This window comes from uncultured Kriegella sp., assembly GCF_963975415.1.
In the GTDB taxonomy this organism is placed as follows: Bacteria; Bacteroidota; Bacteroidia; order Flavobacteriales; family Flavobacteriaceae; genus Kriegella.
Genome location: NZ_CAXBGN010000010.1, coordinates 15,020 through 39,469, shown reverse-complemented (window position 1 = coordinate 39,469; position 24,450 = coordinate 15,020). Strand labels below are relative to the sequence as shown.

Here is a 24,450-nt window from a genome sequence, read left to right as displayed (position 1 = left end):
TAGGAAAATCGATTTTATTCTGGTGAGCCCCATGGTCGAATTATTTATAAAGTGATTGAAGAATCACCTTTCTAAAAATATACAAAAAAACAAAGTAAAACTATGCTGTGGTTCGAAAGTGAATTATGAGCTACGAAACTGTGGCCATTTGTTGCTCAAAAGGAGCCATGGCCTTAAGTGCCTTGTCAACAGAAGTGATGCGCTCAAATACCAATAATAATCGCAGTCCGTTACGAGTTTGCTTTTCCTTTACCTTACAAAGTTGTGGTTGGCTTTGAACAAACCGCATTACTTTCATAAAACCGGGGCTTTGGTAGAAAGCCGATTGTTGGTCTGAGATGAAATAGCCAATGAGCTTTCCTTTTTTCATAACTACTTTTTCCAACCCGATGCCATTGGCAATCCATTTAATGCGTACGGAATTCATGAGGTCTTCGACCTGCGAGGGCAGCTCTCCAAAACGGTCGATTAGTTCGGCCTCGAATTTCTGCAGTCCCGCTTCGTCTTTAACTTGGTTCAGTTCGGTATAGCGATTTAGGCGCTCCGTGATATTATTAATATAATCGTCGGGGAAGAGCAGCTCAAAGTCTGAATCGATTTGTGTTTCTTTTACAAAGACCTTCTCGTGAGGGCCTTCGACTTCTTCGTACAGTTCCTTAAACTCATTTTCTTTAAGTTCGTCAATGGCTTCCGCCAAAATTTTCTGGTAGGCGTCGAAACCTATTTCATTGATAAAACCGCTTTGTTCGCCCCCTAGTAAATCACCCGCACCCCGAATTTCAAGGTCTTTCATGGCAATGTTGAAACCACTGCCTAGTTCGGTAAACTGCTCAAGTGCCTGAATTCGTTTTTGTGCCTCGCTGGTCATCATATGAAAAGGGGGGGTAATAAAATAACAGAACGCCTTTTTGTTGCTTCGACCTACGCGGCCCCGCATTTGATGAAGGTCGCTTAACCCGAAGTTGTTCGCGTTATTGATGAAAATGGTATTCGCGTTGGTAACGTCAAGCCCACTCTCTACAATAGTCGTGGAAACCAAGACGTCAAATTCGCCATTGATAAAGCCCAGCATTAGGGCTTCTAGTTTTTTGCCGTCCATTTGACCGTGGCCAATTCCTATTTTGGCATCGGGCACCAACCGTTGTAGCATACCAGCTACTTCTTTGATGTTTTCGATTCGGTTATGTATAAAAAATACCTGTCCGCCCCGTTGAATTTCGTATTGTACCGCATCGCGAATGGTTTCTTCGGAAAAACGAATGACTTCACTTTCGATAGGGTATCGGTTTGGTGGTGGGGTATTAATGACCGATAGGTCGCGGGCCGCCATTAAACTAAATTGTAAGGTTCTGGGTATGGGCGTGGCGGTAAGCGTCAAAACATCGACATTTTGCTTTATCGATTTAAGCTTGTCTTTGACTGAAACCCCAAATTTCTGTTCCTCGTCGACAATCAATAACCCCAAATCTTTGAACTGCACATTTTTATTGACCAGCTGGTGGGTACCAATAATAATATCGACCTTACCTGCCGCTAAATTTTCGAGTGTTTCCTTTTTCTCCTTGGGTGTTCGAAAACGGTTCAGGTAATCGACCGTTACCGGCATATCGCTAAGTCGCTCGGCAAAAGTACGTTGGTGCTGAAAGGCTAAAATCGTGGTAGGTACGAGAACGGCAACTTGCTTGCCGTTGTCGACGGCCTTGAATGCCGCTCGAATCGCAACTTCGGTCTTTCCAAAGCCTACATCACCACAGACCAGCCGGTCCATGGGGCGTTCACTCTGCATATCTTTTTTAATATCTTCTGTGGCCTTGGTCTGATCGGGGGTGTCTTCATAAATAAAAGAAGCTTCCAATTCGTATTGCAGGTAACTATCGGGGTCGTACTGAAACCCTTTTTGTAAGCGTCGCTTGGCATAAACCTTTATAAGGTCGAACGCTATTTTCTTAACCCTGGTTTTTGTTTTTTGCTTTAATTTCTTCCATGCAGCGGAACCCAATTTATAAATTTTGGGAGGGGCACCGTCTTTTCCGTTGAATTTCGAAATCTTATGTAGCGAGTGAATACTGACATATAGAATATCACGTTCGCCATACATCAATTTAATGGCTTCCTGTTTTTTGCCCTCGACATCTATTTTTTGAAGTCCCCCGAATTTTCCGATACCGTGATCGATATGGGTTACATAGTCACCAATTTCAAGTTTGTTGAGGTCTTTGAGTGTAATGGCCTGTTTTTTGGCGTATCCGTTTTTAAGGTGGAATTTATGATAGCGCTCAAAAATTTGGTGATCCGTGTAACAGACGAGCTTAAGGTCTTCGGAAACGAATCCCTGATACAATGGGAAAACCAAGGTTTTATAATGTACGTCGTGCCCAACTTCGTCAAAAATATCATGAAACCGTTTCGCCTGTTGTTCCGATGCGCAGCATATATAATTTGAATAGCCTTCTTTGTGGTTACTGTTGAGGTTGTCAATCAACAAGTCGAATTTTTTGTTGAAGGCTGGTTGGGGCTTTGTACGGAATTCGATAATGTCACTGCGGCTGTCTCTTGTGGCCACATTTTGGTCGCCATTCAGAGAGTTTAGGGTGGTTGAAGCCCCGCCTACTTCAATTACTGAAAACTGCTGCAACTGACTTCGAAGTAGTTTTGAATTTACAAAAAGCGCTTCGGGCTCGGCATGTTTTATTTCTGATGAAAGCTTACCAAATGCCTCCTCGGCTTTTTGAAAGAATGAATCTAGCCGGTCATAGATCAAGTCGGTATTTTTTCCGAACACCACTGTTTTTTCCGGGATGTATTTAAGGAAGCTTTCTCGGGACTCGTTTGAAAACTTGTTCTCTACATTGGGTATGATGGTAATTTTAGTGACTTTGTTTGTAGAAAGTTGTGTTTCTACATCAAAAGTACGGATGCTATCGACTTCGTCGCCAAAAAATTCAAGGCGGTAGGGCTCGTCGTGCGAGAATGAGAATACATCGACAATACCTCCTCGAACCGAAAATTCCCCGGGCTCGGTAACAAAATCGACTCGCTTGAACCGATACTCAAAAAGCACCTCGTTTAGAAAATCGAGTGAAATGGAATCGTCCAACTTTATTTTGAGCGTATTCTTATCAAGCTCTTTTCGGGTAACGACCTTTTCAAAAAGTGCATCAGGATAGGTGACAATAACTGCGGGTTTCTTCCGGGAATTGATGCGGTTCAATACTTCTGCACGCAACAATACATTGGCATTGTCGGTCTCCTCGATTTGATACGGTCGACGGTAGCTTCCGGGGTAGAAGAGCACGTCTTTTTCCCCAATCATCTGTTCGAGATCGTTTAAATAGTAGGCCGCTTCTTCCTTATTATCGAAAATTAGTAAAAAAGGAAATTCCGAATTCAAAAAGACATCCGATAACACAAAGGACAATGAGGAACCGGTGAGTCCTTTTAACACGAAGCTTTTATCGAGAGCGGTATTTTGGGCAATAGCATTCCGCAGTTTCCGTGTTTGTGGAGACTGTTCGAACAGTTGTTGAATCGTAGCTGGGGTCAACCGTTTAAATTTTAATGAAACCCTATGGTTTGATCGTGTTTCTATTGAACTGATCAAATCGTATGGTCGAATTAACCCTTTGCTATGAGGGCTTTTTCAATTTTTGAATTGCAAAGATAGGAATATGTGCTTAACTGACAGCGTTCATATTTTTAGAATATGGGTTAATTTTTGGCCTTGAAAATTCGGATATTGTGGGTTTAGGCCATATGAATTTTAGAAAGCAAAAATGATGAAAATAGAAGAATTCGATGTATTTGTTATTGGTAGCGGAATTGCGGGTCAGACCGTTGCGGAAGCGTGTGTCGCAAGTGGACTTACAGTCGCTATGGCCGATAATCGCGAATTTGGGGGTACCTGTGCCAATAGGGGCTGTGATCCGAAAAAAGTGCTTTTGGCGGGGACGGAAATTTTAGAAATGGCCCGGCATCTTGAAGAAAGGAACGTGGTCTCTATACCACGTCTCAATTGGAAAAAATTACAAAAATTTAAAAAAGAGTTTACAAAGCAAGTTCCGGCCAAAACAGAAGAAGAACTTTCGAAACTAGGAGTGAAACTGTATTATAAATCTCCCCATTTTCTGGGTAAGAATACACTTTCTGTGGAAAAGAAAACGGTGAAGGCCGATAAAATTGTGATTGCTACGGGTCAAGTTCCTCGGGAATTGCCTTTTGAGGGTGCCGAGCTATTAAAGACTAGCGATGACTTCCTTGATTTAAAAAAATTACCAAAGAAGATAATTTTTGTGGGTGCCGGTTATGTGGGGATGGAATTTGCACATATGGCGGCCCGGGCGGGTACAAAGGTTACTGTAATCGATAGCGGGGAACGGCCTTTGGCTGCTTTTGATGCTGATTTGGTAGCAGAATTGACCGATTATTCAAAGCAAATAGGGATCGATTTTGTTTTTAAGTCCGATGTTACTTCGGTTAAAAAATCAAAAAAGAAGTATCTTTTGAAATATGAAAAGAAGGGGGAATTGGAGCGTATTAAAGCCGGATTAATTATTAATACCGCAGGGCGGGTACCCGCTTTGGCCGAATTGGAACTTGAAAAAGGAAAGGTCGCTTTCGATGAAAAGGGAATTAAAGTTAATTCATACTTGCAAAGTACTTCCAATGAAAACGTGTTCGCCTGTGGTGATGTATCGAACCATTCTTTGCCGTTGACACCCTTGTCGGGCCGCGAGGGTTACGTCGTTTCCCAAAATATTATGAAAGCCAATTCGAAAAAAGTCGATGTGCCAGTGGTTCCTTCCGTAGTTTTCACTTTGCCTAACTTGGCTTCCGTTGGCTATTTAGAAGAGGAAGCCAAGGAACGTTACAAAAATGTGACCGTAAAAAGGGGGGCAGCTTCCGATTGGTTCAACGCCAAACGCATCAACGCTCCTTTGTATTCCTATAAAATTCTGATAAACGAGCGTACTGATGAAATAGTTGGGGCACATCTTCTAGGGCCCCATGCGGCCGAGACCATCAATCTGTTCGCGATGGCCATAAATCATGGAATGACCGCAAACGATTTACAAAGCACGATTTTTACCTACCCATCTTGGGGCAGTGACATAAAAAGTATGGTTTAAAGTCAGTTCTATCGTTGTTTCTGATAGACGAACCTACCTTTCTTTTAAGCGCTCCCTCCATTTAAATAAGGGGTTGGTCCCTCGATTTTGATAACCATGAATGGCAATGAAGGCTAATAAGATAAAGCTGCAAAAAAGAGCCAAATGGGCCAGAGTGTCAAGTGAACCTTTGTGGCGTGTAAAAATGGCAAATAGTGCCCAAACCCCCACGGCGGCAAATTCGCGCATATTTCTATAAAAGATCATTGCAATATTTAGGGCCGTAGCTACCACTATCATAAGAATAGTCCATTGTTGTTCAGAAAGAAAGGTGCCGTCCCAACCTATTTTGGTCAAGTAAAGGGATATGTTGGCAATTGTAGCTACCGAAATCCAACCGCTATAGAGGCAAATGGGCCACCATACAAAAGCGATAATCTCTATAGGAGCATCCCAACGTTCCATGTTGGTTTTGATAATAATTTTTAGGAGTGAAAAGAGAATTCCGAGCATGATTATTACTGATAGGGCCGTGTAGTCATAGAGAAAAGCAATTACCCAAGCGCCATTCAATAGATTTGCGCTTGCAAACCAATAGCCGGTCTGTTTAATAAAACCATTTTCCTTTGAGCTGAAAAAAGTGCGTCGAATTTGAAAAATGGCATAGGCCAAAAGACTTACGAATATCAGTCCCCAAATAGCAAAAGCGTAACTGGCAGGGGTAAAAAGGTTTGAATATTTTGAACTGATCTCTCCTATGGTCGTATCGTTCAGGCGCAGAGATTGTGAAGTATAGTTGATTCCGATGACCAAGATTACCGACAGCAGGTTCAAGACAGCAAATGTTTTTTTCATGTTGGTTTGTTGGTGAAGTTATTCTTGATAAGATAGGCTTTTCAAACGATGGAAATTAACGGGAACAACAAAAAAATGCGCTGTTATGAACGATGTTTTCCGCCACCTTTGTTCAGTTCTATTTTAAAAACAGCATCTTCACTTATGGCATAGACTTCATTGTCGTTTTTAGGCTCAAGAACGTGACTGCCGGTAAAAGCACCGAAAGCTGGCAGTACCATTTGATTTGTGCTTTTAAAAAAACAAGGTAATCGAAGCGATTGGCGACCTGTGCCCCGAAGGCGAATAGCGGGGTGTATGTGTCCTGAAAAATTAAAAAAACCTTTGCGATCTTCCGGATGGTGCGTCAATAAAAAATCATCGAAAACCATTTCGGAAACGACTTCGATACCCAAATTTTCATATTTTAAGGAAGATATGATGTCGTGGTTGCCGGCAACTAAAGTAACCTTCGAGATAACGGTGGCCATCCAATGCTCGAAAAACTTCCATTCATTATTAAGCGAAGAATGAAACAAGTCGCCCATAAAAACCAGCTGCTCGGGCTTGAAAAAATTGATAGCTTCGTCCATAAGCTCAAAGTTTCTCGCAATTGCATTTTGGGGTACTGCAGCCCCGTACTTTCGAAAATGGGACACTTTGCCCAAATGTACGTCACTAATTAAAAGCATTGATTTTTCACTCCAAAAGAGAGCTCCCGAAGCATGAAAGACAAAGGTGTGATTTCGAATTAGCGTAGATTGGGTGTTCATGCCTTGCAAAATTAGTAAAAAGTCTCAGTGGTCGGTACTGAAAGGCACAAACGTTGTACAATTATCTTTTCGTTAAAATGGCGGTCATGCGTTTAATGCGGTCGGCTAATTTTTCACTGCTCAATTTTTCACGCAAACGGTCGGTAATAATTGGAAATGAAAAGGGGGTCGGTTCGGTGCAGGCCTTCCAAACAATTTCCTGTGTAGCAATACGCTCCAAGGCCAGGCGAAGACGACCTTCTTCCAATTGGTGCTCAAAGGTTTCGGTAAACGCTTGTTGAAAGAGCAAGTTTTCGGGCTCATAATCGCGGAATACATCGAACAAGAGTTGTGAATTGCTCTGCAGGTGTTTCATTTTTATGCCTTTATCAGGATATCCCGTAAAAACTAAACCGCTGATAACGGCAATATCCCTAAATTTTCTACGGGCCATTTCAGTGGAGTTTAAACTTTTTTGAAGGTCCTCGAAAAGATAATCCTTGGTAAAAAGATTGTTGTCTATGACTTGTTGCATGTCGATTTCCTTATCGGAAAGCAGTTCGAATCCGTAGTCGTTAAAAGCCAGGGAAAAAGTAATAGGGGAAAGCAAACTGATGCGGTAGCCTAGCAAACTGCCCATGGCTTCATGCACAAAACGGCCTTCGAACGGATAAAAGATATGATGGTACCCGTCGCGTGTCTTAAAAGTCTCTATTAAAAATTCATGGGGATCAGGTACAATGCTTTCTATGCGCTGACGTTCGAATAAAGAAGAAAGTGACCTTATTTCTGCCGACTGTTTTTTTTTGTCCAATCCGGCGGAATATAGTTCGTTTCGAAGCAGTTCAGACATCTGGGCAGAAAGTGTCAGGCGCCCGCCCATCCAACTGGGCACTTTATTAGTTTTTTTAGATGATTTTCGAACATGTACCTGCATGTCTTTGATTCGTATAAATTCCAAATTACGACCTGCAAAAGTGAAAACATCGCCTTGGGTCATTTTTGAAATAAACGATTCTTCCACCGAGCCGATGTATCCACCTTTTTGATACCTAACAATTAAATTGGCATCGCCTACAATGGTTCCGATTTGAAAGCGATGCCGCATGGCGACCCCTCTATTGTTGACCTTGAATTTGCCGTCTTCCTCGATTTCCACTTTTTTATATTCGTCGTAGGTCTGAAGGCTCTGGCTGCCCAAAACCAAAAAATTTAAGAGCCATTGCCATTGGTCTTTTGAGAGGGCCTGATAGCAAAAGGTTTGTTGAACCTCAGGAAATATTTGATCGGGATAGAATCCGTCTGAAACCGCCAGTGTGGTCAGGTATTGTAATAAAACGTCGAAACTATTTAAATACGGAATACGGTCTTCTACAGCCCGTTGTTTTACTGCCTGTTGTAGGGCCGAGGCTTCGACCAATTCCAATGCATGCGTCGGAAGAAAATAAATGACGCTTTCTTTGCCCGGTCGGTGACCACTTCTTCCCGCACGTTGCAGAAAACGGGCCACACCTTTGGGGCCACCTATTTGAACTACCGTTTCAACGGGGGCAAAGTCGACACCCAAATCAAGACTGGAGGTGCACACTACGGCTTTCAGACTTTCATTACGAATGGCCTGTTCTACCCAAAGCCGGGTCTCTTTATTGATACTGCCGTGGTGCATGGCCATCTCTCCGGCGTATTCGGGATGCTTTTCTAGAATTTTTTGAAACCATATTTCGCATTGACTACGCGTATTGGTGAAAAGTAAAGTGGTTTTGCTATTGTTAATGATCGGTACCACTGCTTCAAGCAAGCGTAAACCCAAATGCCCGCGCCAGGGGAAGGTTTCCATTTCTTTTGGAATGATACTTTTGACGGTAATTTTTTTATTCAGTTTGGCCTTTATCATCACTGAATGATCCAAGGCCTTTGTGTTGGGTCCGAGAAGTACCTGCCGAGCTTGGTCGAGATTTCCTATAGTGGCCGAAATGCCCCAGATACGCATGTTTTTTGCTACATTTCTTAATCGGGAAAGCCCCAGCTCCATTTGCACACCTCTTTTGGTGCCCAATAGTTCGTGCCATTCATCGACGACAATGGCGGTACAGTCTTTAAAAATGCGGTCATAGCCTTTGGTGGCGAGTAACAATTGCAAACTTTCCGGAGTGGTGATTAAAAGGTCGGGCATCTGTTTTTTCTGTTGTGCCCGTTCTTTGGTGCTGGTGTCCCCGGTACGAATGCCAACTGTCATTTGTGTTCCTAAATCATTGGTTATCCGTTCGGCCGATTGTTTTATTTCTAAGGATAATGCGCGCAAGGGGGTAATCCAAATGGCCTTTAATCCCTTTTTGTGTTTGGTGCGGTATTCCGGATTTTTTTTGATGTATTGGAGTACGATAGGGAACCATAGTGCATACGTTTTGCCGCTTCCTGTTGGGGCATTCAATAACCCGTGTTTGCCTTGTAAAAAAGCCTGCCACGTCTTTTTTTGAAACGGAAAGGGTTTCCAGTCTTGTTGCTGAAACCAATTTTCGGCAATATGGTACAGTTCGCCTCGGGTCATGAGTTACCAATGTAAGTTAGTAATTTGGTCGGCAATGGTGCAATTTTTTTGTGGTGATTGTTTTTAAGATTATAGCATCATTTCGAGGCCGCTTTTGAACTACTTTCAACTGTGATGGTTTTAGGGAATTAATTCTTTTAAATCTTGTATGGTGTTTGCTTCCTCGATTTTTTTGTCTTGTCGCCACCTTAATATTCTGGGAAAGCGCGTTGCAACCCCACTTTTATGCCGTTTGGACAATGCAATACCTTCAAAGGCAATTTCAAAAACGTGATGCGGCTTTACACTGCGTACCGGGCCAAAGCGCTCGAGAGTATTCTTTTTGATCCAGGCATCTACCTTTCTAAATTCGGCATCGGTCAACCCCGAATAAGCCTTGGCGAAAGTGACCAGCTCTTTTTTTCCTTCCTTGTTTTCTTGCCATAAAGCGAAGGTGTAATCAGTGAATAGATTGCTGCGGCGCCCATGACCCCGCATGGCGTAGGTGAGTACGGCATCGATGGTGAGCGGGTCTACTTTCCATTTCCACCAATCCCCTTTTTTTCTTCCCACTAAATAGGGGGAATCCTTTCGTTTTAGCATCAGCCCCTCACTTCGTACTTCACGGGAACGCTCCCGCTCTTTGGCCAAGTCGTTCCAAGAAGTGAAATGCATGGTTTCGGAAAGATGTAGGGGAATCCTATTTTCTGAGTTCCCTTCGACATGGTAACATTCGCGATATAAAGCGGTCAACAATTTTCTGCGCTCGGAAAAGGGCTTGTTTCGAATATCTACACCTTTCCATTCAAGTAAATCGTATGCTTTTAAAATAACCGGGACTTTCTCCAAAAGGGCTTTCGAAACCGTTTTTCTTCCAATTCGTTTTTGAAGGTCATTAAAGGTGCCGATTTGTTTTTTAGGATAGGGTAGTATTTCCCCATCGATGACTGTTCCTTTGGGAACGATACCTACAAATTTTTCAAACTCGGGATATTTGTCCGTGACCAATTCCTCTCCACGGCTCCATACAAATAATTCGTCGTTTCTAAGAATAACCTGGGAGCGAATTCCGTCCCATTTATGTTCGGCGGACCATTGTGCAACATCACCTAAATCTTCGATATCGCCCTCTAAGGCATAGGCCAAATAGAACGGATAGGGTTTTGACAGATAATCACTTTTATTTTCTTCCAGAATCAATTTCTGAAATGAAATCGTATTGGGGTCCCAATTGCCCATTAACTTGTATGCGAGTACATCTTCATCTAAACCTGTCGCTTTTGACAGGGCGCGGGTCATCAATTTTTGGCTGACCCCAATTCGAAATGAACCCGTAATCAATTTGGTAAAGACAAAACGGCCATAATAATCAAGCGCGTTCCAGTTTTCGAAAAGGTAGGCCCTCTTTTCGGCGTCTGTTTTACTTTTTAAGCCAATCATTTCTTCCAGAAATTGGGTCAAACTTTTTTCAGAAGATGCTTTTGTTGAAGGAACGATCAGCGCAATAGTTTCGGCCAAGTCGCCAACAATATGGTAGCTTTCTTCAAACAGCCACAACGGAATATTGGCTAATTCGGAAGCCCAGGTTCTTAAAAGTGTCGTATTTACAGGTCGCGGTGGCCGTCTGTGCGAAAGAATGGCAATAGTCCAAACCTTATCAGGGCCATTTGCCGTTTTTAAATAGTCGGCCAGCGCTGCCACTTTTACCGTAGTTTTATTGGTGCTATCGAGGGTTTTTATAAGTGTCGAGAATTTCTCCATGCTTATTTGATTGTGAACAGAACGATGCTTAGGGGTTGGTTCTGAAGTGTGGGCTTTCAAGGTATTGTCTTGGGTTCTTCTTTTGCCGCGTTTAGTTCAGCCAGTTCTCCTTCGTATTGTGTTTCTTCGGTGCGTGCATCATAGCCTTGTTCACGCAGGTAGCGTGAAAATATATCGCTATAGCCATGGGTGCAAATGATTTTTTCGGCTTCTGTGGCCTTGATGCTTTTGATCAACCCCTGCCAATCACAATGGTCGCTGAGCACAAATCCTTTGTCGACAGCACGTCTTCGTCGGGCACCCCGAAATGTCATCCAGCCGCTGGCCGAAGCAGTTTCATATGGTACCATTTTTCGAATCCAGGTGCTACCATGGGCACTCGGTGGGGCCAAGACAATATTTCCAAGAAGCGCTTCTTTCTTCGTTTCATGGGTGATACGCGATGTTTTGGGAAAATCGACCAGTGGGCGCAAGACTTCCGTCATATTTTCGATAGCCCCGTGGGTATATATTTTTCCGATATCGGTATCTAAATATTTCAATAGCCGTTGTGCCTTCCCCAAACTGTATCCGAAAAGAATAGATGTCTTTCCGTCTGACTGGTTTTGCGCCCACCATTCATTAATGGCGGAAAAGACCTCAACTTGAGGTGTCCATTTAAAAGCTGGCAAGCCGAAAGTACATTCCGTAATAAAAGTGTGACATTTAAGCGGTTCAAATGTTGTAGAGATGCCATCATTCTCAGTTTTGTAATCCCCTGAGAAAACCCAAACTTCCCCTTTGTGTGCTACTCGAACTTGTGAAGAGCCGATGATGTGACCGGCCGGGTGCAATGAAAATTGAACGCCATTTATAGTAAAAGTCTCTCCCCACTCCTTTCCATTTACGTTAATTTCACCAAGGCGATGGGTTATAATAGGAACATTTCGATGATGGGTGATATACCGTTTGTTGCCCGCACGGCTATGGTCGGCGTGACCGTGGGTAATAATAGCGTTGTTCACAGGTTTCCAAGGGTCGATATAAACTTTGGCCGCACTGCAATAAATGCCTTTATTTGTAAATTCTAAAAGGGGTTTTTCCATAGCTTTGTGAAAATACAAATTTGCTTAGAGAACAAAGTTTTAGAGATTATAAAATATGACCTCTAAAAAAATTATATTTGCCCCCAATAAAATTGTGATATATGTCTTTCGTTGATTTATACGGTAATAGTGAACATAGAAGAAATTTGGCGCATTTTGCCGCAATAGCTACCTTGGCGTCGACAGATGGGTCGATAAACGAGCAAGAGCAGGCCTTATTGGATCAATTTGCCCGTAAGTTGGATATTACCGAAGCCGAGTATAAAGAAGTAATGGACCCCTCTAAAAAGTTTCCTATCGACCCACCGGTCAATTCGGAGAAAAGACTTGAGCGTTTGTACGATCTGTTCAAAATAATTTTTGCCGACCACCATATCGATGATGACGAAATGGCGTTGCTTCGTAAATATGCGACTGGACTTGGGTTCTCAGGTGAAAGCGCTGAAAAGATCATTAAAAGATCGGTTCAAGTGTTTAGCGGGCGTATCGATTTTGATGATTATATCTACCTTTTAAAGCAATAGTGCGTCTTTTTTGGTAACTATTAATGGTATTTTTCTAGAAATTCTTGAAGTTTTGCCACCATATTTCGACTTCCACAAAAAAACGGAATTCGTTGATGTAGTTCGGTAGGCTGTACATCCAAAACCCTGTTTCGGCCACCTATGGCCAACCCATTGGCTTGTTCGGCTAAAAATGCCATGGGGTTACATTCGTATAAAAGTCTGAGTTTCCCTTGTTCGGTAACACTGCTTTTTGGATACATATAGATACCGCCTTTAATCATATTTCTGTGAAAATCGGAGACCAATGACCCAATGTATCTTGACGTGTAGGGGCGATCACCTTCTTCTTGTTGACAATATTTGATATAGCCTTTGACGCCTTGATGAAAGTGTATGTAATTGCCTTCGTTTACCGAGTATATCTTTCCGTCTTCAGGGAATTCCATGTTGGGGTGCGAAAGGTAAAATGTACCAATGGCCGGGTTTAAGGTAAATCCGTTTACGCCGTGGCCCGTAGTGTAAACGAGCATAGTAGAGGTGCCGTACACAATATATCCGGCGGCTACCTGGTCTTTGCCAGGCTGTAAGAAATCTTCCAAAGTAACTGGGGTACCTATGGGGGTGACCCTGCGATAAATGGAAAAAATCGTACCCACCGAAACGTTTACATCGATGTTCGATGAACCATCTAAAGGATCAATAAGCACTACGTATTTATTTTGATGCTTTTTGTCATTGCTGTTAATACTAATGAAATCATCTTCCTCTTCAGAGGCAATACCACAAACAATCTCCCTGTTGCTAAGTGTTTGAATAAATTTTTCATTAGCCAGTACATCAAGTTTTTGTTGGTCTTCTCCTTGAATGTTCGTATCGCCTGCAGCGCCGAGCACATCAACAAGTCCGGCTTTGTTCACTTCATGGTTTACCACCTTGGCAGCTAGCCGAATGGCGTTGATCAATTTTGAGAGTTCACCTGAAGAATATTGAAATTCCGATTGATTCTCGATAATAAACTCGCCAAGGGTCTTGTGTTTTTGCTGCATAATGGTCGGACTGTTTAGATGACCACAAATATCGGGTATTTTGTGAAACTAAGGCAGTTGTGGAGATAATTCCTTTTTTAAATTTATAACTTTGTGTTTTATTTGTAACAAACATGGAGTTTACAATTCGCGAAGCCGTAGCCAATGATATGCCAAGAGTACTGGAACTTATTACAGAATTGGCTGTTTTTGAAAAAGAGGATAATGCCGTAGAGGTATCGGTAGAAGATTTAATACGTGATGGTTATGGGCCAACAAAGTTATTTCATTGCTTTGTGGCCGAGTCGGAAGAGGAACTTGTCGGAATGGCTTTGGTCTACCCTAGATATTCTACATGGAAAGGTGCCGTGATTCATTTAGAGGATTTAATCGTTACAGATGCCATGCGTGGTTCAGGGCTCGGTACAGCCCTGTTGACCGAAGTAGTGCGTTATGGCCATGAGCTTGGAGTGAAGCGCATTTGTTGGGAGGTGTTGGATTGGAATGAACCGGCTATTTCCTTTTATGAAAGTAAAGGAGCTAAAGTGATGCGAGATTGGGATGTCGTGCAATTGGATGAAATAGGGATACAAAATTTTATAAATAATATATGAAGGTTTTTAAATTCGGTGGCGCTTCGGTAAAAGATGCTGATGGCGTAAAAAATTTGGTCAGTGTGTTGAAACTGACAGGTCATGAAAATACCATGCTCGTTGTTTCTGCCATGGGCAAGACAACTAATGCCATGGAAGCTGTTGTTAAGGCCTATTTTGACGATAAGGTCAATTTAGGATCGGTCGTTTTAGAGGTAATTGATTATCACAACGCTATTTTGTCGGATCTTTTTGATAATGATCAGCATCCTATTTTTAAACGAATTAAATTGTTGTTCGATGAAGTGCAGGGTTTTTTGACCTGGAATAAATCACCGAATTACAATTTTGTTTATGATCAAGTCGTAGGTTATGGAGAATTGGTCTCTACTACGATTATTAGCGCTTATTTGAACGAGATTGGAATTGAGAATAATTGGGTGGATGTACGACATCTAATAAAAACCAACGACAGTTACAGGGATACCGTCGTCAATTGGGAAAAGACACAGAAAAATGTGCTTGAACAAGTAGATCGAAAGCTATTGAACATCACCCAAGGCTTTTTGGGTAGTGACGACAACAATTTTACTACAACCCTGGGTCGGGAAGGTTCAGACTATACCGCTGCCATTTTAGCATATTGCCTTAATGCCGATTCTGTGACTATTTGGAAAGATGTTCCCGGTGTCTTGAATGCAGATCCTAGGTATTTTAAGGAGACCCAGTTATTAAACAAAATATCATATAGAGAGGCCATTGAACTCGCTTTTTACGGGGCTTCGGTGATTCATCCGAAAACTTTACAACCTTTACAGCGTAAAGAGATTCCACTTCATGTCAAATCTTTTATTAGTCCTAAAGATCCCGGGACAACGGTTGGAAAGGGAGTTGGAATTGAACCTGAAGTGCCTTGTTTTATTTTAAAGAAAAATCAGGTGCTGATGAAACTCTCGTCTTTGGATTTTTCCTTTATTGTTGAAAGTAGTATTAGTGAACTGTTCAAGCTTTTCCATGAATATAAAATGAAGGTCGATCTTATACAAAATTCGGCCATTAGCTTTTCTGTTTGCGTTGATAATCGATTTGGCAGACTTGAAGAACTTTTGAATATTCTGAAAAGTCGGTTTAAAGTAGTTTGCCACGAAGGAGTGTCATTGTATACTATACGTCATTTCGATGCCAATGCCATAGCTTCATTGCAGAACGGACACGAAGTGTTACTGGAACAAAGGGGAAAAGAAACCTTACAGTTAGTAGTGAAATAATGTGTTCAGGTCTCTTATCTTTTGTTAAAATAGGAGGGCAGTCTTGTGTTTTTTCTATCTTTAGCTTTTACTAAAAAGCTATATTTATGGGGTTAGTGACCGCAAAAGAAGTGGCCAAAGCGATTAATGTAGATAGGTTCGGGTTTCTCGGTAACTTTATTGCTTGGTGCCTCATGAAGGTTACCCGTTTGTCGAGTATAAATTCATTTTATGACTCTATAAAAGACCTCAATGGAACGGAATATGCCGATGCCATTCTGAAGCATTTTGATATTGATTTTGAGATTCCCGAAGAAGATTTTAAGCGTTTGCCAAAAGATGGTGCCTACATTACCATTTCGAATCATCCCCTAGGCGGCATTGATGGCATTCTTCTTTTGAAGTTGATGGCCGAACAAAGGCCCGATTACAAGATAATGGCTAATTTTCTTTTGCAGCGAATGGCGCCTATCGAGCCTTATATTTTTCCCGTGAATCCGTTCGAGAAACATAAAAATGTCAAAAGTAGCATCTCAGGATTTAAACGGGCATTGCAGCATTTGAAAGATGGTCATCCCCTAGGGATTTTCCCTGCCGGGGAAGTGTCCACTTTCAAAGATGGGAAATTGATTGTCGATAAACCATGGGAGGAAGCTGCCTTGAAATTGATACGTAAGGCCAAAGTGCCCGTAGTTCCTATTTATTTTCATGCGAAGAACAGTAAGCTCTTTTATCGATTGGCAAAAATGAACGATGTATTCCGAACGGCCAAAATACCGTCGGAAGTATATAGTCAAAGGAATAGGCCGATTAAGGTTCGCATTGGCCAGCCGATATCTTTGAACACGCAAGATGACCAAGAGACCTTAGAAGAGTATACCGCCCTGCTCCGTAGAAAAACTTATATTCTTTCCAATGCTTATGAAAAAGAGCGACTTATCGATCAGATTCCATCTTCTTTGAAAATTCCTAAAGCACCGCGAAAAATTGCAACGGCAGTTCGAACCGAGGTCATTCAAGGTGAAATCGAAAAATTGACTGAGAAGGATAGAAGATTGCTGCAAAGTAAGAATTATGAGGTTTTTCTGGCCCCGGCCAATGAAATGCCATTTACACTCAAGGAAATTGGAAGGCAACGCGAAGTTACTTTTCGGGCCATTGGAGAAGGAACCAATAATTCTATCGATCTTGATGAATTCGATAATTACTATCATCACATGTTTTTGTGGGATAATAAAGAAAAGTTGATTGTGGGTGCCTACCGCATGGGGTTTGGCTCAGAAATTTTTGCGAAATATGGTATTGATGGATTCTATCTACAAGACCTGTTTCGATTCGAACCCGAACTTTTTGGCATGATGCGGCAGTCCATAGAAATGGGCAGGGCCTATATTGTAAAGGAATATCAACAGAAACCCATGCCACTGTTTTTGTTGTGGAAAGGTATAGTGCATACAACCCTACGCCACCCTGAGCACAAGTATTTAATCGGAGGGGTAAGTATAAGTAATCAATTTTCGAATTTTTCAAAATCGTTGATGATTGAATTTATGAAAAGTAACTATTGGGATCCTTATGTAGCCCAATATGTCAGTCCAAAAAAAGAATTTAAAGTAAAACTAAAGGATGCCGATAAAGAGTTCGTTTTCGATGAAACTCAGGCCGACCTCAATAAATTTGATAGACTAATCGATGAAGTAGAACCGGGCAACCTTCGTTTGCCGGTCTTGATTAAAAAATATATTAAACAAAACGCAAAAGTTGTAGCGTTTAATGTCGACCCATTGTTCAATAACTCGGTTGACGGACTGATGTATATTAAAATCGCCGACTTGCCTGAAAGCACCGTGAAACCTGTTATGGAAGAATTTCAAGCCGAATTGGAGCGTAAATTTATGGAAGCCAATGGGAATTAACTTTTTTTGTACGGGCTACCGGGATATTTTTTATTTGGAGCTTAGCTTAGTGATGTAATGAAAAAGGCCGCATAAGCACTAAATGGTGCACTATCGTGGCCATTTCGATAATGGTTTTGGTGAGTTTGAATATTCCCGTGCTTGTTGGTGCTACTCTTATTGTTTCATTTGGGGCACAATATTAAGTAGTGAAATAATACCGAACCCTCTTAAGCAAAAGATTGAATCGGACTTTATTTCCTAAAGACTCTTAAACCAATCTTGGAATAGTTCACCAACGCCCACCGTTGGACTCATTTTGCCATTTGCTGCCGCAATTAGGCTAATTATTATCAAGACTAAACAAATCAGCGAGGCAAAGCAACCTACGACGGGAATAAAATTTAAAAGAATTGCGATTAGCCATATGCCCAAGGTCTGTCTAATATAATAACTTCCGAACTCGGTTTTATTTTGGCTGTTCATGATAATGGCCACTATCCAACCGATAATGGTTATATGTGCAATAATGGCCACTGTTTTTCCGCTATCGGGACTATTGGGGTCAAAAGTTTGCTTTACATCTTCTTTGAATTCGTTGGCGGTTCTTTTTGCTCCATCGGCGAAGTCACTTGCTTTATTTTTGGTACCGTCAAAGGCATCTTCAGCCTTATTCTCAAAATCTTTGTTATCTTCTGACATCACAGTTTTTCGTTGGTTATTTCAAATCTAAATGTAGCAAATATTTCGGAATCAGAGAAATGCAGAATCGATAGGCTCCCATAACTCCAGTTTGTTTCCTTCTGGATCTAATATCCAACCAAATTTTCCATATTCATATTCTTCTATTTCACCGACTATAGTTATTCCTTCCTTTTTTAGAACGTCAAGTAGTTCAACAAGATTTTCTACCCTGAAGTTCATCATAAAGGGTTTTTGACTAGGCTTAAAATAGGCGGTTTTTTCCTCCATAGGGCTCCATTGTGTAGAACAATCATTGTTCTCTTTGTCTTTCCACCAAAAAGTACAGCCGTATTGGTCCGTTGCAAGACCCAAGTGGTTTTTGTACCATTCCTTTATTTTATTGGGATTTTCGCTTTTGAAAAAAAATCCGCCCAGACCCGTTACCCTGTTCTTCATAGTTTATTTCTTTTTTAGGTTTCTTTCGTACAATGCTATCCAATCATCGGTTGACATTTTGGTACATAGCTCGGCAATCAGTTTGTATGGAATATCATCCATCTTTTTAAAACGCACACAACTTTTACCCATATCGAGTTTGTATTTGCACTGTTTGGTATATTCGGAGACAAACCAATCGTATAATTTAGTATCGGCATATATGCCCGAATGGTAAAGCGCTACAAAGTTCTTTTGAGAGGCCAAGTTTATAAAGGGCAATGGTAATTTAGGGTTGCAATGATACCCATTGGGATAAATGTCATGCGGAACAACATAGCCTAGCATTCCATAACTTATCTGCTCCTCGAATCCTTTAGGCAGGTTTTCAAGGATGGTTGTCCTTATTTTTGAAATCACTCCTCGTCTTTCCTGTGGGAGTTGTGCGATGTAATCTTTTGGTGAATCGGCTTTGTACTGCATGAGTATTAATTTTTACGTTGAAGTGTAAAGGCTGAAATTAAGGAAATGATAAATCCGATAATGAATACGGTCAAAAACATTATAAAAAAGTTCATTATAGGACTACTGAATAATTCTTTTTGCGACTCCATTTTGGCGAGTTCTAACTTGAGTTCGTCAGGTGGAAGCGTTGTTTGCATCTTTTCGATGGTCGCGTCATAATATTCCGCCAAAAAATCGGGATTTATAAATTTGATATAAACCATGTCAAGAATACCAAAGGCTAGGGCGGTCAAAAGACTTATTAAAACGCCGATCAACAAACCCTTATACAAGCCTATTTTGCCGTCGTTTTTTTGATCTCGGAAGTATCTAATACCAAAATAAATAAACGATAAGGAAATAATCATAGATGTATAACCTAGCACTTCTTGCATCTCGTAGTTGAGGTCTTTGCCAAGAAACCAGCTTAATAAGAATAATACGCAAATAGTACTACTGCTGTAAAGTGCATACCGTAATATGGTCTTTTTCATCGTTCTTAGGATTATGAGTTCGCGACGAATTTAGAACACGGAGGCAAAAAAATACTCATACTAAAGTACCAATCAGACTTTTTACGAACAATTAAGATGCTATAAAGCAATAATTTGATGCTCTTTTGCCTTTTGAATGGCTTGAGTTCGTCTTTTGGCATCCAATTTCAATAGAATGTTTGAGACGTGTGTTTTTATGGTACTTTCCGAAACAGAAAGCCGCAATGCTATTTCCTTGTTGGATAATCCTTGCGATACCTGTAACAACACTTCGTACTCCCGTTTACTAATACCTAATTGGGTTATTTTTTTATGGTCTATTTTGCCTTCATTTAATACTACTTTTTGATGGTGAAAGCTTTTTTTGTTTAGGTATGCCCCTATGGCAAAGAAAACAAGGGCAATCATAGCAATAACCGCATCAATATTCGTGTTGCCAAATAGCAAAGCATATTTGCTTAGCTGAAAAAGACAAAGCACAGCAACGATCAAGGCCGAAAAAATTAGAATGGTTTGCTTCACCTATTAAAGTTAGCAAAATTTAGCCTTGATTTTATTTACAACGGTCTGCGCAAGTTTTTCTTTACTCTCTACGGTCCATCCTGCTACATGTGGGGAGAGTATCACTTTCTCCGAAGCGACTAGGTAGTGAAAGGCCTCGGGCATTTTATTCTCTTGCTTCTCACCGGCGTTGGGGGTTTTATCGGGGAGAAACATGTTCTCGAAAGAAGCCTTTTCGTACTCCAGTACATCGAGTCCTGCACCGAGAATTTTACCTGATGTCAATGCGGCCACCAAATCTTCGGTCACGATACATTTGCCACGAGCGGTATTGAATAGCCAGAACGGTTTGTGAAATGCATCGATAAACGTTTGATGTATCATTCCAATGGTGGTTTCCGTTTGGGGTACATGTAAGCTTAATACATCGGTTTTTTGTTGTAATTCGAGAATACCGACCTGTCTGGCATTTTCATCGCCGACTCCACCTTTGATATCGTAGCAGATGACCTCAACATCAAAACCTCTGAGTTTTTTGGCAAACGCCTTACCCATATTGCCATAACCAACAATACCCACTGTTTTGCCATCCAATTCGACACCACGATTGCCCTCACGGTCCCATTTTCCGAATCGAACTTCTTTATCCGCTTTATTCAGTTTATTGAATAAAGAAAGCAACATGCCCAACGTATGTTCTGCAACGGCATTACGATTACCTTCGGGGGCAGCGGCCAAAAAAATATCGTGTTCTTTGGCATAACGGGTATCGATGTTTTCCAGTCCCGCGCCTAATCGTCCGATAAATTTTAGATTAACGGCTTTTTCAAGAAAAGATTGATCTATCGAAAATCGACTGCGTATGATTAGACCATCATACAAATGGATTTTATGCTCTATTTCTTTTTTTGACGAGGTATAATCTTCATCATTTTCAAAACCCAAATCGTTCAATTGTTGAATCAAAAGTGGGTGATTCGTGTCTACATGTAAAACCTTCATTTTTTCTTCCATTGGTAGTTCAGCCTTTTTACGGCATTTTAGATCTTCAATATAAGAACATCCGTGAAATTGCGAAAGAGGTGGGCTTATTTAAACTTTTCCCGTTCGAAATGTTTTATTCAGTAGTGATGGAATAGTAATGTTGAATAGATGATTCATGGCAAAACAACTCCATATTTGAAATATACCATTCGGTTTTAAGGCTGCGTTAAGAAATGGGTGTAATTGCCAAAAGACCCTTGATTTTAGTTACACAATTGGGTGATTGGTATTCCAAGTGCCGTCAACCAACTTTTTTGATTCCTCGTATAATGTTTTTAGCCTTGTCTTATCCACGTCATAGACGCCTTGCATGATGCGGGGCAAGTAAAAAGTACCGTGGTCGAAAATAGCTTTGTTTTTGATGGTGTTTCGCTCTTGCTCTTCATCATTCTTAGAAACTTCGGCATTCGTAATCTCTACATATCGTTCAAGTATATTGAGCAAGTTTCGAGGCGCGAAATTTTTAGGTGTCAAAACATCTCTGATGTTATCAGGTCGGGAGAAAATGCTTGTAGTTTCTGAAATTTGAAATTCACTTTTCTTGCTCGATAATATTTTGTTGGAAGGACTATGGTCGCGTACTCCACCGTCGAATAAAAGCAGTTTTGGGAAGTCTATGGTTTCTCCCTCAAAATCATAAATGGGCCCGTTCATGGCAACCCCGGAGGTAAAAATGGGAATGGATGCCGATGCGTTGACGAACTTTAGGAAATTCTCGTAAGAGACGGTCTTAAGGTTGATATAAAAGCGTTTGCCAGTATAGAAATCAACCGAGCCGACAATACAGGTTGCTTTGGTCGCGTCTAATTTATAAGCTTCGAACTCGCTTCTTGAAATTACTTTGGCAATTGTTTTTTCGAGGTTGTTCTGTTTGCCCAGATAATGTTTCCCGCCAATTATCTTAAAAATTGCATTCCAAGTATTGAGTTTTCCGTTTTTCTTGATGGGAGAGGTACTGAAGAAATCCCTCATTTCAAGATTGAGTACCTGGTCTTTTATTTCTTGGCGTTTACCTAAGGCCAATGGCAATGCCAAAATAGCCCCAGCCGAAATTCCCGAAATTACATCGGGAATATAGCCATGATCATAGATGATAGATTCCGCAACGCCGAATAGTCCCGCAATTTTTGTTCCACCTCCCGAAATGCCCATGTGTTTCATAACTTGGTTTTTAGGTTGAGGGGAAACGTAGTATGATAAATATAGCGAATAATTTCTATCGATGGTAGAGAGAAATTAGATTCCCAAAACAATTTTGGCAATCCAAAAATAAATCAAGATACCGAAAATATCATTGCTTGTAGTAATGAAGGGGCCTGTGGCTATTGCAGGGTCAATACCCCTTTTATGTAGAAATAAGGGGATAAATGTACCGATAAAGCCAGCTACTAAAATAACAGCAATCAATGAAATAGAAATGGCCAATGCGACTAAGAATTCGCCTTTCCAGAGCCAAGTGAACAAAAGTAAAATAGCCGCCAAAATTACGCCGTTCAACAGGGCCAAGAGCATTTCTTTAATCAATCGATTGCCTACACTGCCTTTAAGGTCATCGTTGGCGAGACCTTGTACGATAATCGCACTTGATTGCACCCCCACATTACCGGCCATTGCCGCAATCAAAGGGGTAAAGAAAAATAAAATGGCGTGTTCGCTGATCATTTCTTCAAAACCGCCCATAATGGCCGCTGCACCCACACCACCTACAAGCCCCAAAAATAGCCAAGGCAAACGGGCACGGGTAAGATCCCAAATACTATCATCGGCTTCTACGTCTTGTGAGATACCTGCCGCCATCTGATAATCTTTCTCGGCCTCTTCGCGAATAACATCTACAATATCGTCAATCGTGATACGACCCACTAGCCTGCCGATTTCATCGACGACAGGGATAGCTTCCAAATCGTATTTAGACATGATACGGGCAACTTCTTCGGGCTTTTCGTTTACGTTTACCGAGTCTACATTCGAAATGTAGACATCTTTGATATGTGTCGTTGTGCTGGTCGTCAACAAATCTTTTAGCGATAATCGACCTTTCAATCTTTCTTCATTGTCGACTACATAGATGGAGTGCACTCGGGTGACGTTTTCGGCCTGTGTGCGCATTTCTTTTACACAGGTCAATACATTCCAATTCTCATTGACTTTTACAAGTTCTTTCGCCATGAGTCCACCTGCTGAATTTTCATCATACCGCAACAGGTCTACAATATCTTTGGCGTGTTCCCGGTCCTCTATTTCCGAGATGACCTCTTGAACGATTTCTTTGGGCAGCTCGCCAATGATATCTGCGGCGTCATCGGTATCCAGTTCGCCCAGTTCTTCAGCAATCTCTTTGGAGGAAAGGTTGCCTAAAATGGCTTCACGAACATCTTCATCGACTTCGGTAAGAATATCAGATGTCTTGTCGCTATCTAAAAGCTTGATCAGATAAGTGGCTTCCTCTTCATCGAGTTCGTTGGCAATCTCTGCAATATCGGCATAATGCACCTCTTTCAAAAGAGCCTGGAGATCGGCATTCTTTTGATTTTCGATCAGCTGCTCGATTTCAGCTAAAAGCTCATCTGTGAGTTTAAATGGTGTCATTTGCTATTTTCTTCGTAAGCTCGGTAAAATCGGCTACCGCCAATTGCTCCGGACGAAGATCAAAGATAGCATCTTCTTTTAGATTATCTGAAAGCTCAAATGTTTTTAAACTGTTACGAATGGTTTTTCTACGATGATTAAAAGCCGCTTTCACTACTCTGAAGAATAGCTTTTCGTCGCAATCTAACTTAAAATTTTTCTTTCGAACCAAACGTATAACCCCCGACTCTACCTTGGGTGGCGGGTCAAAAACTTCTGGAGGTACCGTAAAAAGGTATGTTGCATCGTAGAAAGCCTGCACGAGAACGGAAAGAATACCAAAGGTTTTATTGTTGCCCTTTTCACAAATGCGTTGGGCGACCTCTTTTTGAAACATTCCGGAGAATTCGGGTATTTGGTCGCGGTATTCCAACATTTTAAAAACGATTTGGGTCGATATATTATACGGAAAGTTGCCCGTAATGGCAAATTGGTCTTCTCCGAGAAGGTTTTTGATATCAAACTTTAGAAAGTCTCCTTCGATAACCTTCAACGAACCTTTACCGTTTAGAATTTCAGAATGTTCTATCGGGAAACTATGGTTTAAGTAAATGATAGATTCCTCATCAAGGTCCATAGCAATCAAATCGATATCACGGGCCAGTAGATATTTGGTGAGCACCCCGGTACCAGGGCCGATTTCAATAACTTTTTCGTAGTTGTCCATCGAAAGTGTTTCAGCGATTTGAAGCGCGATATCCTGATCTTTTAAAAAATGCTGTCCTAAGTGTTTTTTTGCTTTTACTGGGCTGTTACTCTTAGAATTGTTTCCTTTTTCAAAATAGTGCGATTTACCTTTCTTTCTTTTGTTTTTAGACATGCCCTGACAT

Annotated in this window: 21 protein-coding genes; 5 read left to right on the top strand and 16 right to left on the bottom strand. The window is 41.3% G+C overall.

What is annotated here, in order from left to right; translation table 11 throughout:
- Window positions 1–130 precede the first annotated feature (130 nt).
- Window positions 131–3,544 (bottom strand): transcription-repair coupling factor, encoded by a 3,414-nt coding sequence (gene mfd, locus AACZ88_RS18490; RefSeq protein ID WP_339713506.1) that lies wholly within the window; start codon window positions 3,542–3,544, stop codon window positions 131–133.
- A 229-nt stretch (window positions 3,545–3,773) separates the two neighbouring features.
- Here mfd and AACZ88_RS18485 point away from each other — a divergent pair, with 229 nt between their 5' ends.
- Window positions 3,774–5,126, top strand: a complete 1,353-nt coding sequence (locus AACZ88_RS18485) for an NAD(P)/FAD-dependent oxidoreductase (protein ID WP_339713504.1) — start codon at window positions 3,774–3,776, stop codon at window positions 5,124–5,126.
- A gap of 33 nt (window positions 5,127–5,159) precedes the next feature.
- Here AACZ88_RS18485 and AACZ88_RS18480 read toward each other — a convergent pair whose 3' ends face one another.
- The 5 genes from AACZ88_RS18480 to AACZ88_RS18460 all read right to left on the bottom strand — a co-directional run bounded on the left by AACZ88_RS18480 (window position 5,160) and on the right by AACZ88_RS18460 (window position 12,064).
- Entirely contained in the window at window positions 5,160–5,960 is an 801-nt protein-coding gene (locus tag AACZ88_RS18480) for a tryptophan-rich sensory protein (protein WP_339713502.1), read from the bottom strand.
- A gap of 83 nt (window positions 5,961–6,043) precedes the next feature.
- Entirely contained in the window at window positions 6,044–6,712 is a 669-nt protein-coding gene (pdeM, locus tag AACZ88_RS18475) for a ligase-associated DNA damage response endonuclease PdeM (protein ID WP_339713501.1), read from the bottom strand.
- Between the two features lie 61 nt (window positions 6,713–6,773).
- Entirely contained in the window at window positions 6,774–9,239 is a 2,466-nt protein-coding gene (locus tag AACZ88_RS18470; RefSeq protein WP_339713500.1) for a ligase-associated DNA damage response DEXH box helicase, read from the bottom strand.
- A 120-nt stretch (window positions 9,240–9,359) separates the two neighbouring features.
- Complete coding sequence (locus AACZ88_RS18465) at window positions 9,360–10,979, bottom strand: ATP-dependent DNA ligase (RefSeq protein ID WP_339713497.1); 1,620 nt, start codon at window positions 10,977–10,979, stop codon at window positions 9,360–9,362.
- A 56-nt stretch (window positions 10,980–11,035) separates the two neighbouring features.
- Window positions 11,036–12,064, bottom strand: a complete 1,029-nt coding sequence (locus AACZ88_RS18460) for a ligase-associated DNA damage response exonuclease (protein WP_339713495.1) — start codon at window positions 12,062–12,064, stop codon at window positions 11,036–11,038.
- Between the two features lie 101 nt (window positions 12,065–12,165).
- Here AACZ88_RS18460 and AACZ88_RS18455 point away from each other — a divergent pair, with 101 nt between their 5' ends.
- Complete coding sequence (locus AACZ88_RS18455; protein ID WP_339713493.1) at window positions 12,166–12,588, top strand: TerB family tellurite resistance protein; 423 nt, start codon at window positions 12,166–12,168, stop codon at window positions 12,586–12,588.
- Between the two features lie 20 nt (window positions 12,589–12,608).
- On the opposite strand, the gene fbp is transcribed toward AACZ88_RS18455, so the two are convergent.
- Window positions 12,609–13,616 (bottom strand): class 1 fructose-bisphosphatase, encoded by a 1,008-nt coding sequence (fbp, locus tag AACZ88_RS18450; protein WP_339713490.1) that lies wholly within the window; start codon window positions 13,614–13,616, stop codon window positions 12,609–12,611.
- Window positions 13,617–13,729: 113 nt separating this feature from the next.
- Between fbp and AACZ88_RS18445 the strand changes: the two genes are divergently transcribed.
- The 3 genes from AACZ88_RS18445 (at window position 13,730) to AACZ88_RS18435 (ending at window position 17,351) form a co-directional block, all read left to right on the top strand.
- Window positions 13,730–14,209 carry a GNAT family N-acetyltransferase gene (locus AACZ88_RS18445; protein ID WP_339713487.1) on the top strand — a complete coding sequence of 160 codons (480 nt, stop codon included), beginning with the start codon at window positions 13,730–13,732 and terminating at the stop codon, window positions 14,207–14,209.
- A complete protein-coding gene (locus tag AACZ88_RS18440) occupies window positions 14,206–15,456 on the top strand; it encodes an aspartate kinase (RefSeq protein ID WP_339713485.1) in 1,251 nt (416 codons plus the stop codon). Before AACZ88_RS18445 ends, AACZ88_RS18440 begins: the two co-directional genes overlap by 4 nt.
- Before the next feature lie 86 nt (window positions 15,457–15,542).
- Window positions 15,543–17,351: a lysophospholipid acyltransferase family protein gene (locus AACZ88_RS18435; protein WP_339713482.1), complete on the top strand. Its 1,809-nt coding sequence runs from the start codon at window positions 15,543–15,545 to the stop codon at window positions 17,349–17,351.
- 240 nt (window positions 17,352–17,591) lie between these two features.
- Here the strand turns inward: AACZ88_RS18435 and AACZ88_RS18430 are convergent, their stop codons facing one another.
- The 9 genes from AACZ88_RS18430 to rsmA form a co-directional block, all read right to left on the bottom strand.
- Entirely contained in the window at window positions 17,592–18,032 is a 441-nt protein-coding gene (locus AACZ88_RS18430) for a YtxH domain-containing protein (protein WP_339713480.1), read from the bottom strand.
- Window positions 18,033–18,083: 51 nt separating this feature from the next.
- On the bottom strand, window positions 18,084–18,470 hold the full coding sequence (locus AACZ88_RS18425; RefSeq protein ID WP_339713477.1) for a VOC family protein: 387 nt from the start codon (window positions 18,468–18,470) through the stop codon (window positions 18,084–18,086).
- A 3-nt stretch (window positions 18,471–18,473) separates the two neighbouring features.
- Window positions 18,474–18,932, bottom strand: coding sequence for a DUF1801 domain-containing protein (locus tag AACZ88_RS18420; RefSeq protein WP_339713475.1), 459 nt, complete (start codon window positions 18,930–18,932; stop codon window positions 18,474–18,476).
- Between the two features lie 5 nt (window positions 18,933–18,937).
- On the bottom strand, window positions 18,938–19,447 hold the full coding sequence (locus tag AACZ88_RS18415; protein ID WP_339713472.1) for a DUF4199 domain-containing protein: 510 nt from the start codon (window positions 19,445–19,447) through the stop codon (window positions 18,938–18,940).
- Between the two features lie 99 nt (window positions 19,448–19,546).
- On the bottom strand, window positions 19,547–19,969 hold the full coding sequence (locus AACZ88_RS18410; protein WP_339713470.1) for a response regulator transcription factor: 423 nt from the start codon (window positions 19,967–19,969) through the stop codon (window positions 19,547–19,549).
- Window positions 19,970–19,978: 9 nt separating this feature from the next.
- Complete coding sequence (locus tag AACZ88_RS18405; protein ID WP_339713873.1) at window positions 19,979–20,950, bottom strand: 2-hydroxyacid dehydrogenase; 972 nt, start codon at window positions 20,948–20,950, stop codon at window positions 19,979–19,981.
- 249 nt (window positions 20,951–21,199) lie between these two features.
- The gene (locus AACZ88_RS18400; RefSeq protein ID WP_339713467.1) at window positions 21,200–22,153 is read right to left on the bottom strand and encodes a patatin-like phospholipase family protein; all 954 of its coding nucleotides are present in this window, start codon (window positions 22,151–22,153) and stop codon (window positions 21,200–21,202) included.
- A gap of 75 nt (window positions 22,154–22,228) precedes the next feature.
- The gene (mgtE, locus tag AACZ88_RS18395; RefSeq protein WP_339713465.1) at window positions 22,229–23,581 is read right to left on the bottom strand and encodes a magnesium transporter; all 1,353 of its coding nucleotides are present in this window, start codon (window positions 23,579–23,581) and stop codon (window positions 22,229–22,231) included.
- On the bottom strand, window positions 23,568–24,440 hold the full coding sequence (rsmA, locus tag AACZ88_RS18390; protein WP_339713462.1) for a 16S rRNA (adenine(1518)-N(6)/adenine(1519)-N(6))-dimethyltransferase RsmA: 873 nt from the start codon (window positions 24,438–24,440) through the stop codon (window positions 23,568–23,570). The genes mgtE and rsmA overlap by 14 nt, the downstream gene beginning before the upstream one ends.
- Window positions 24,441–24,450 lie beyond the last annotated feature (10 nt).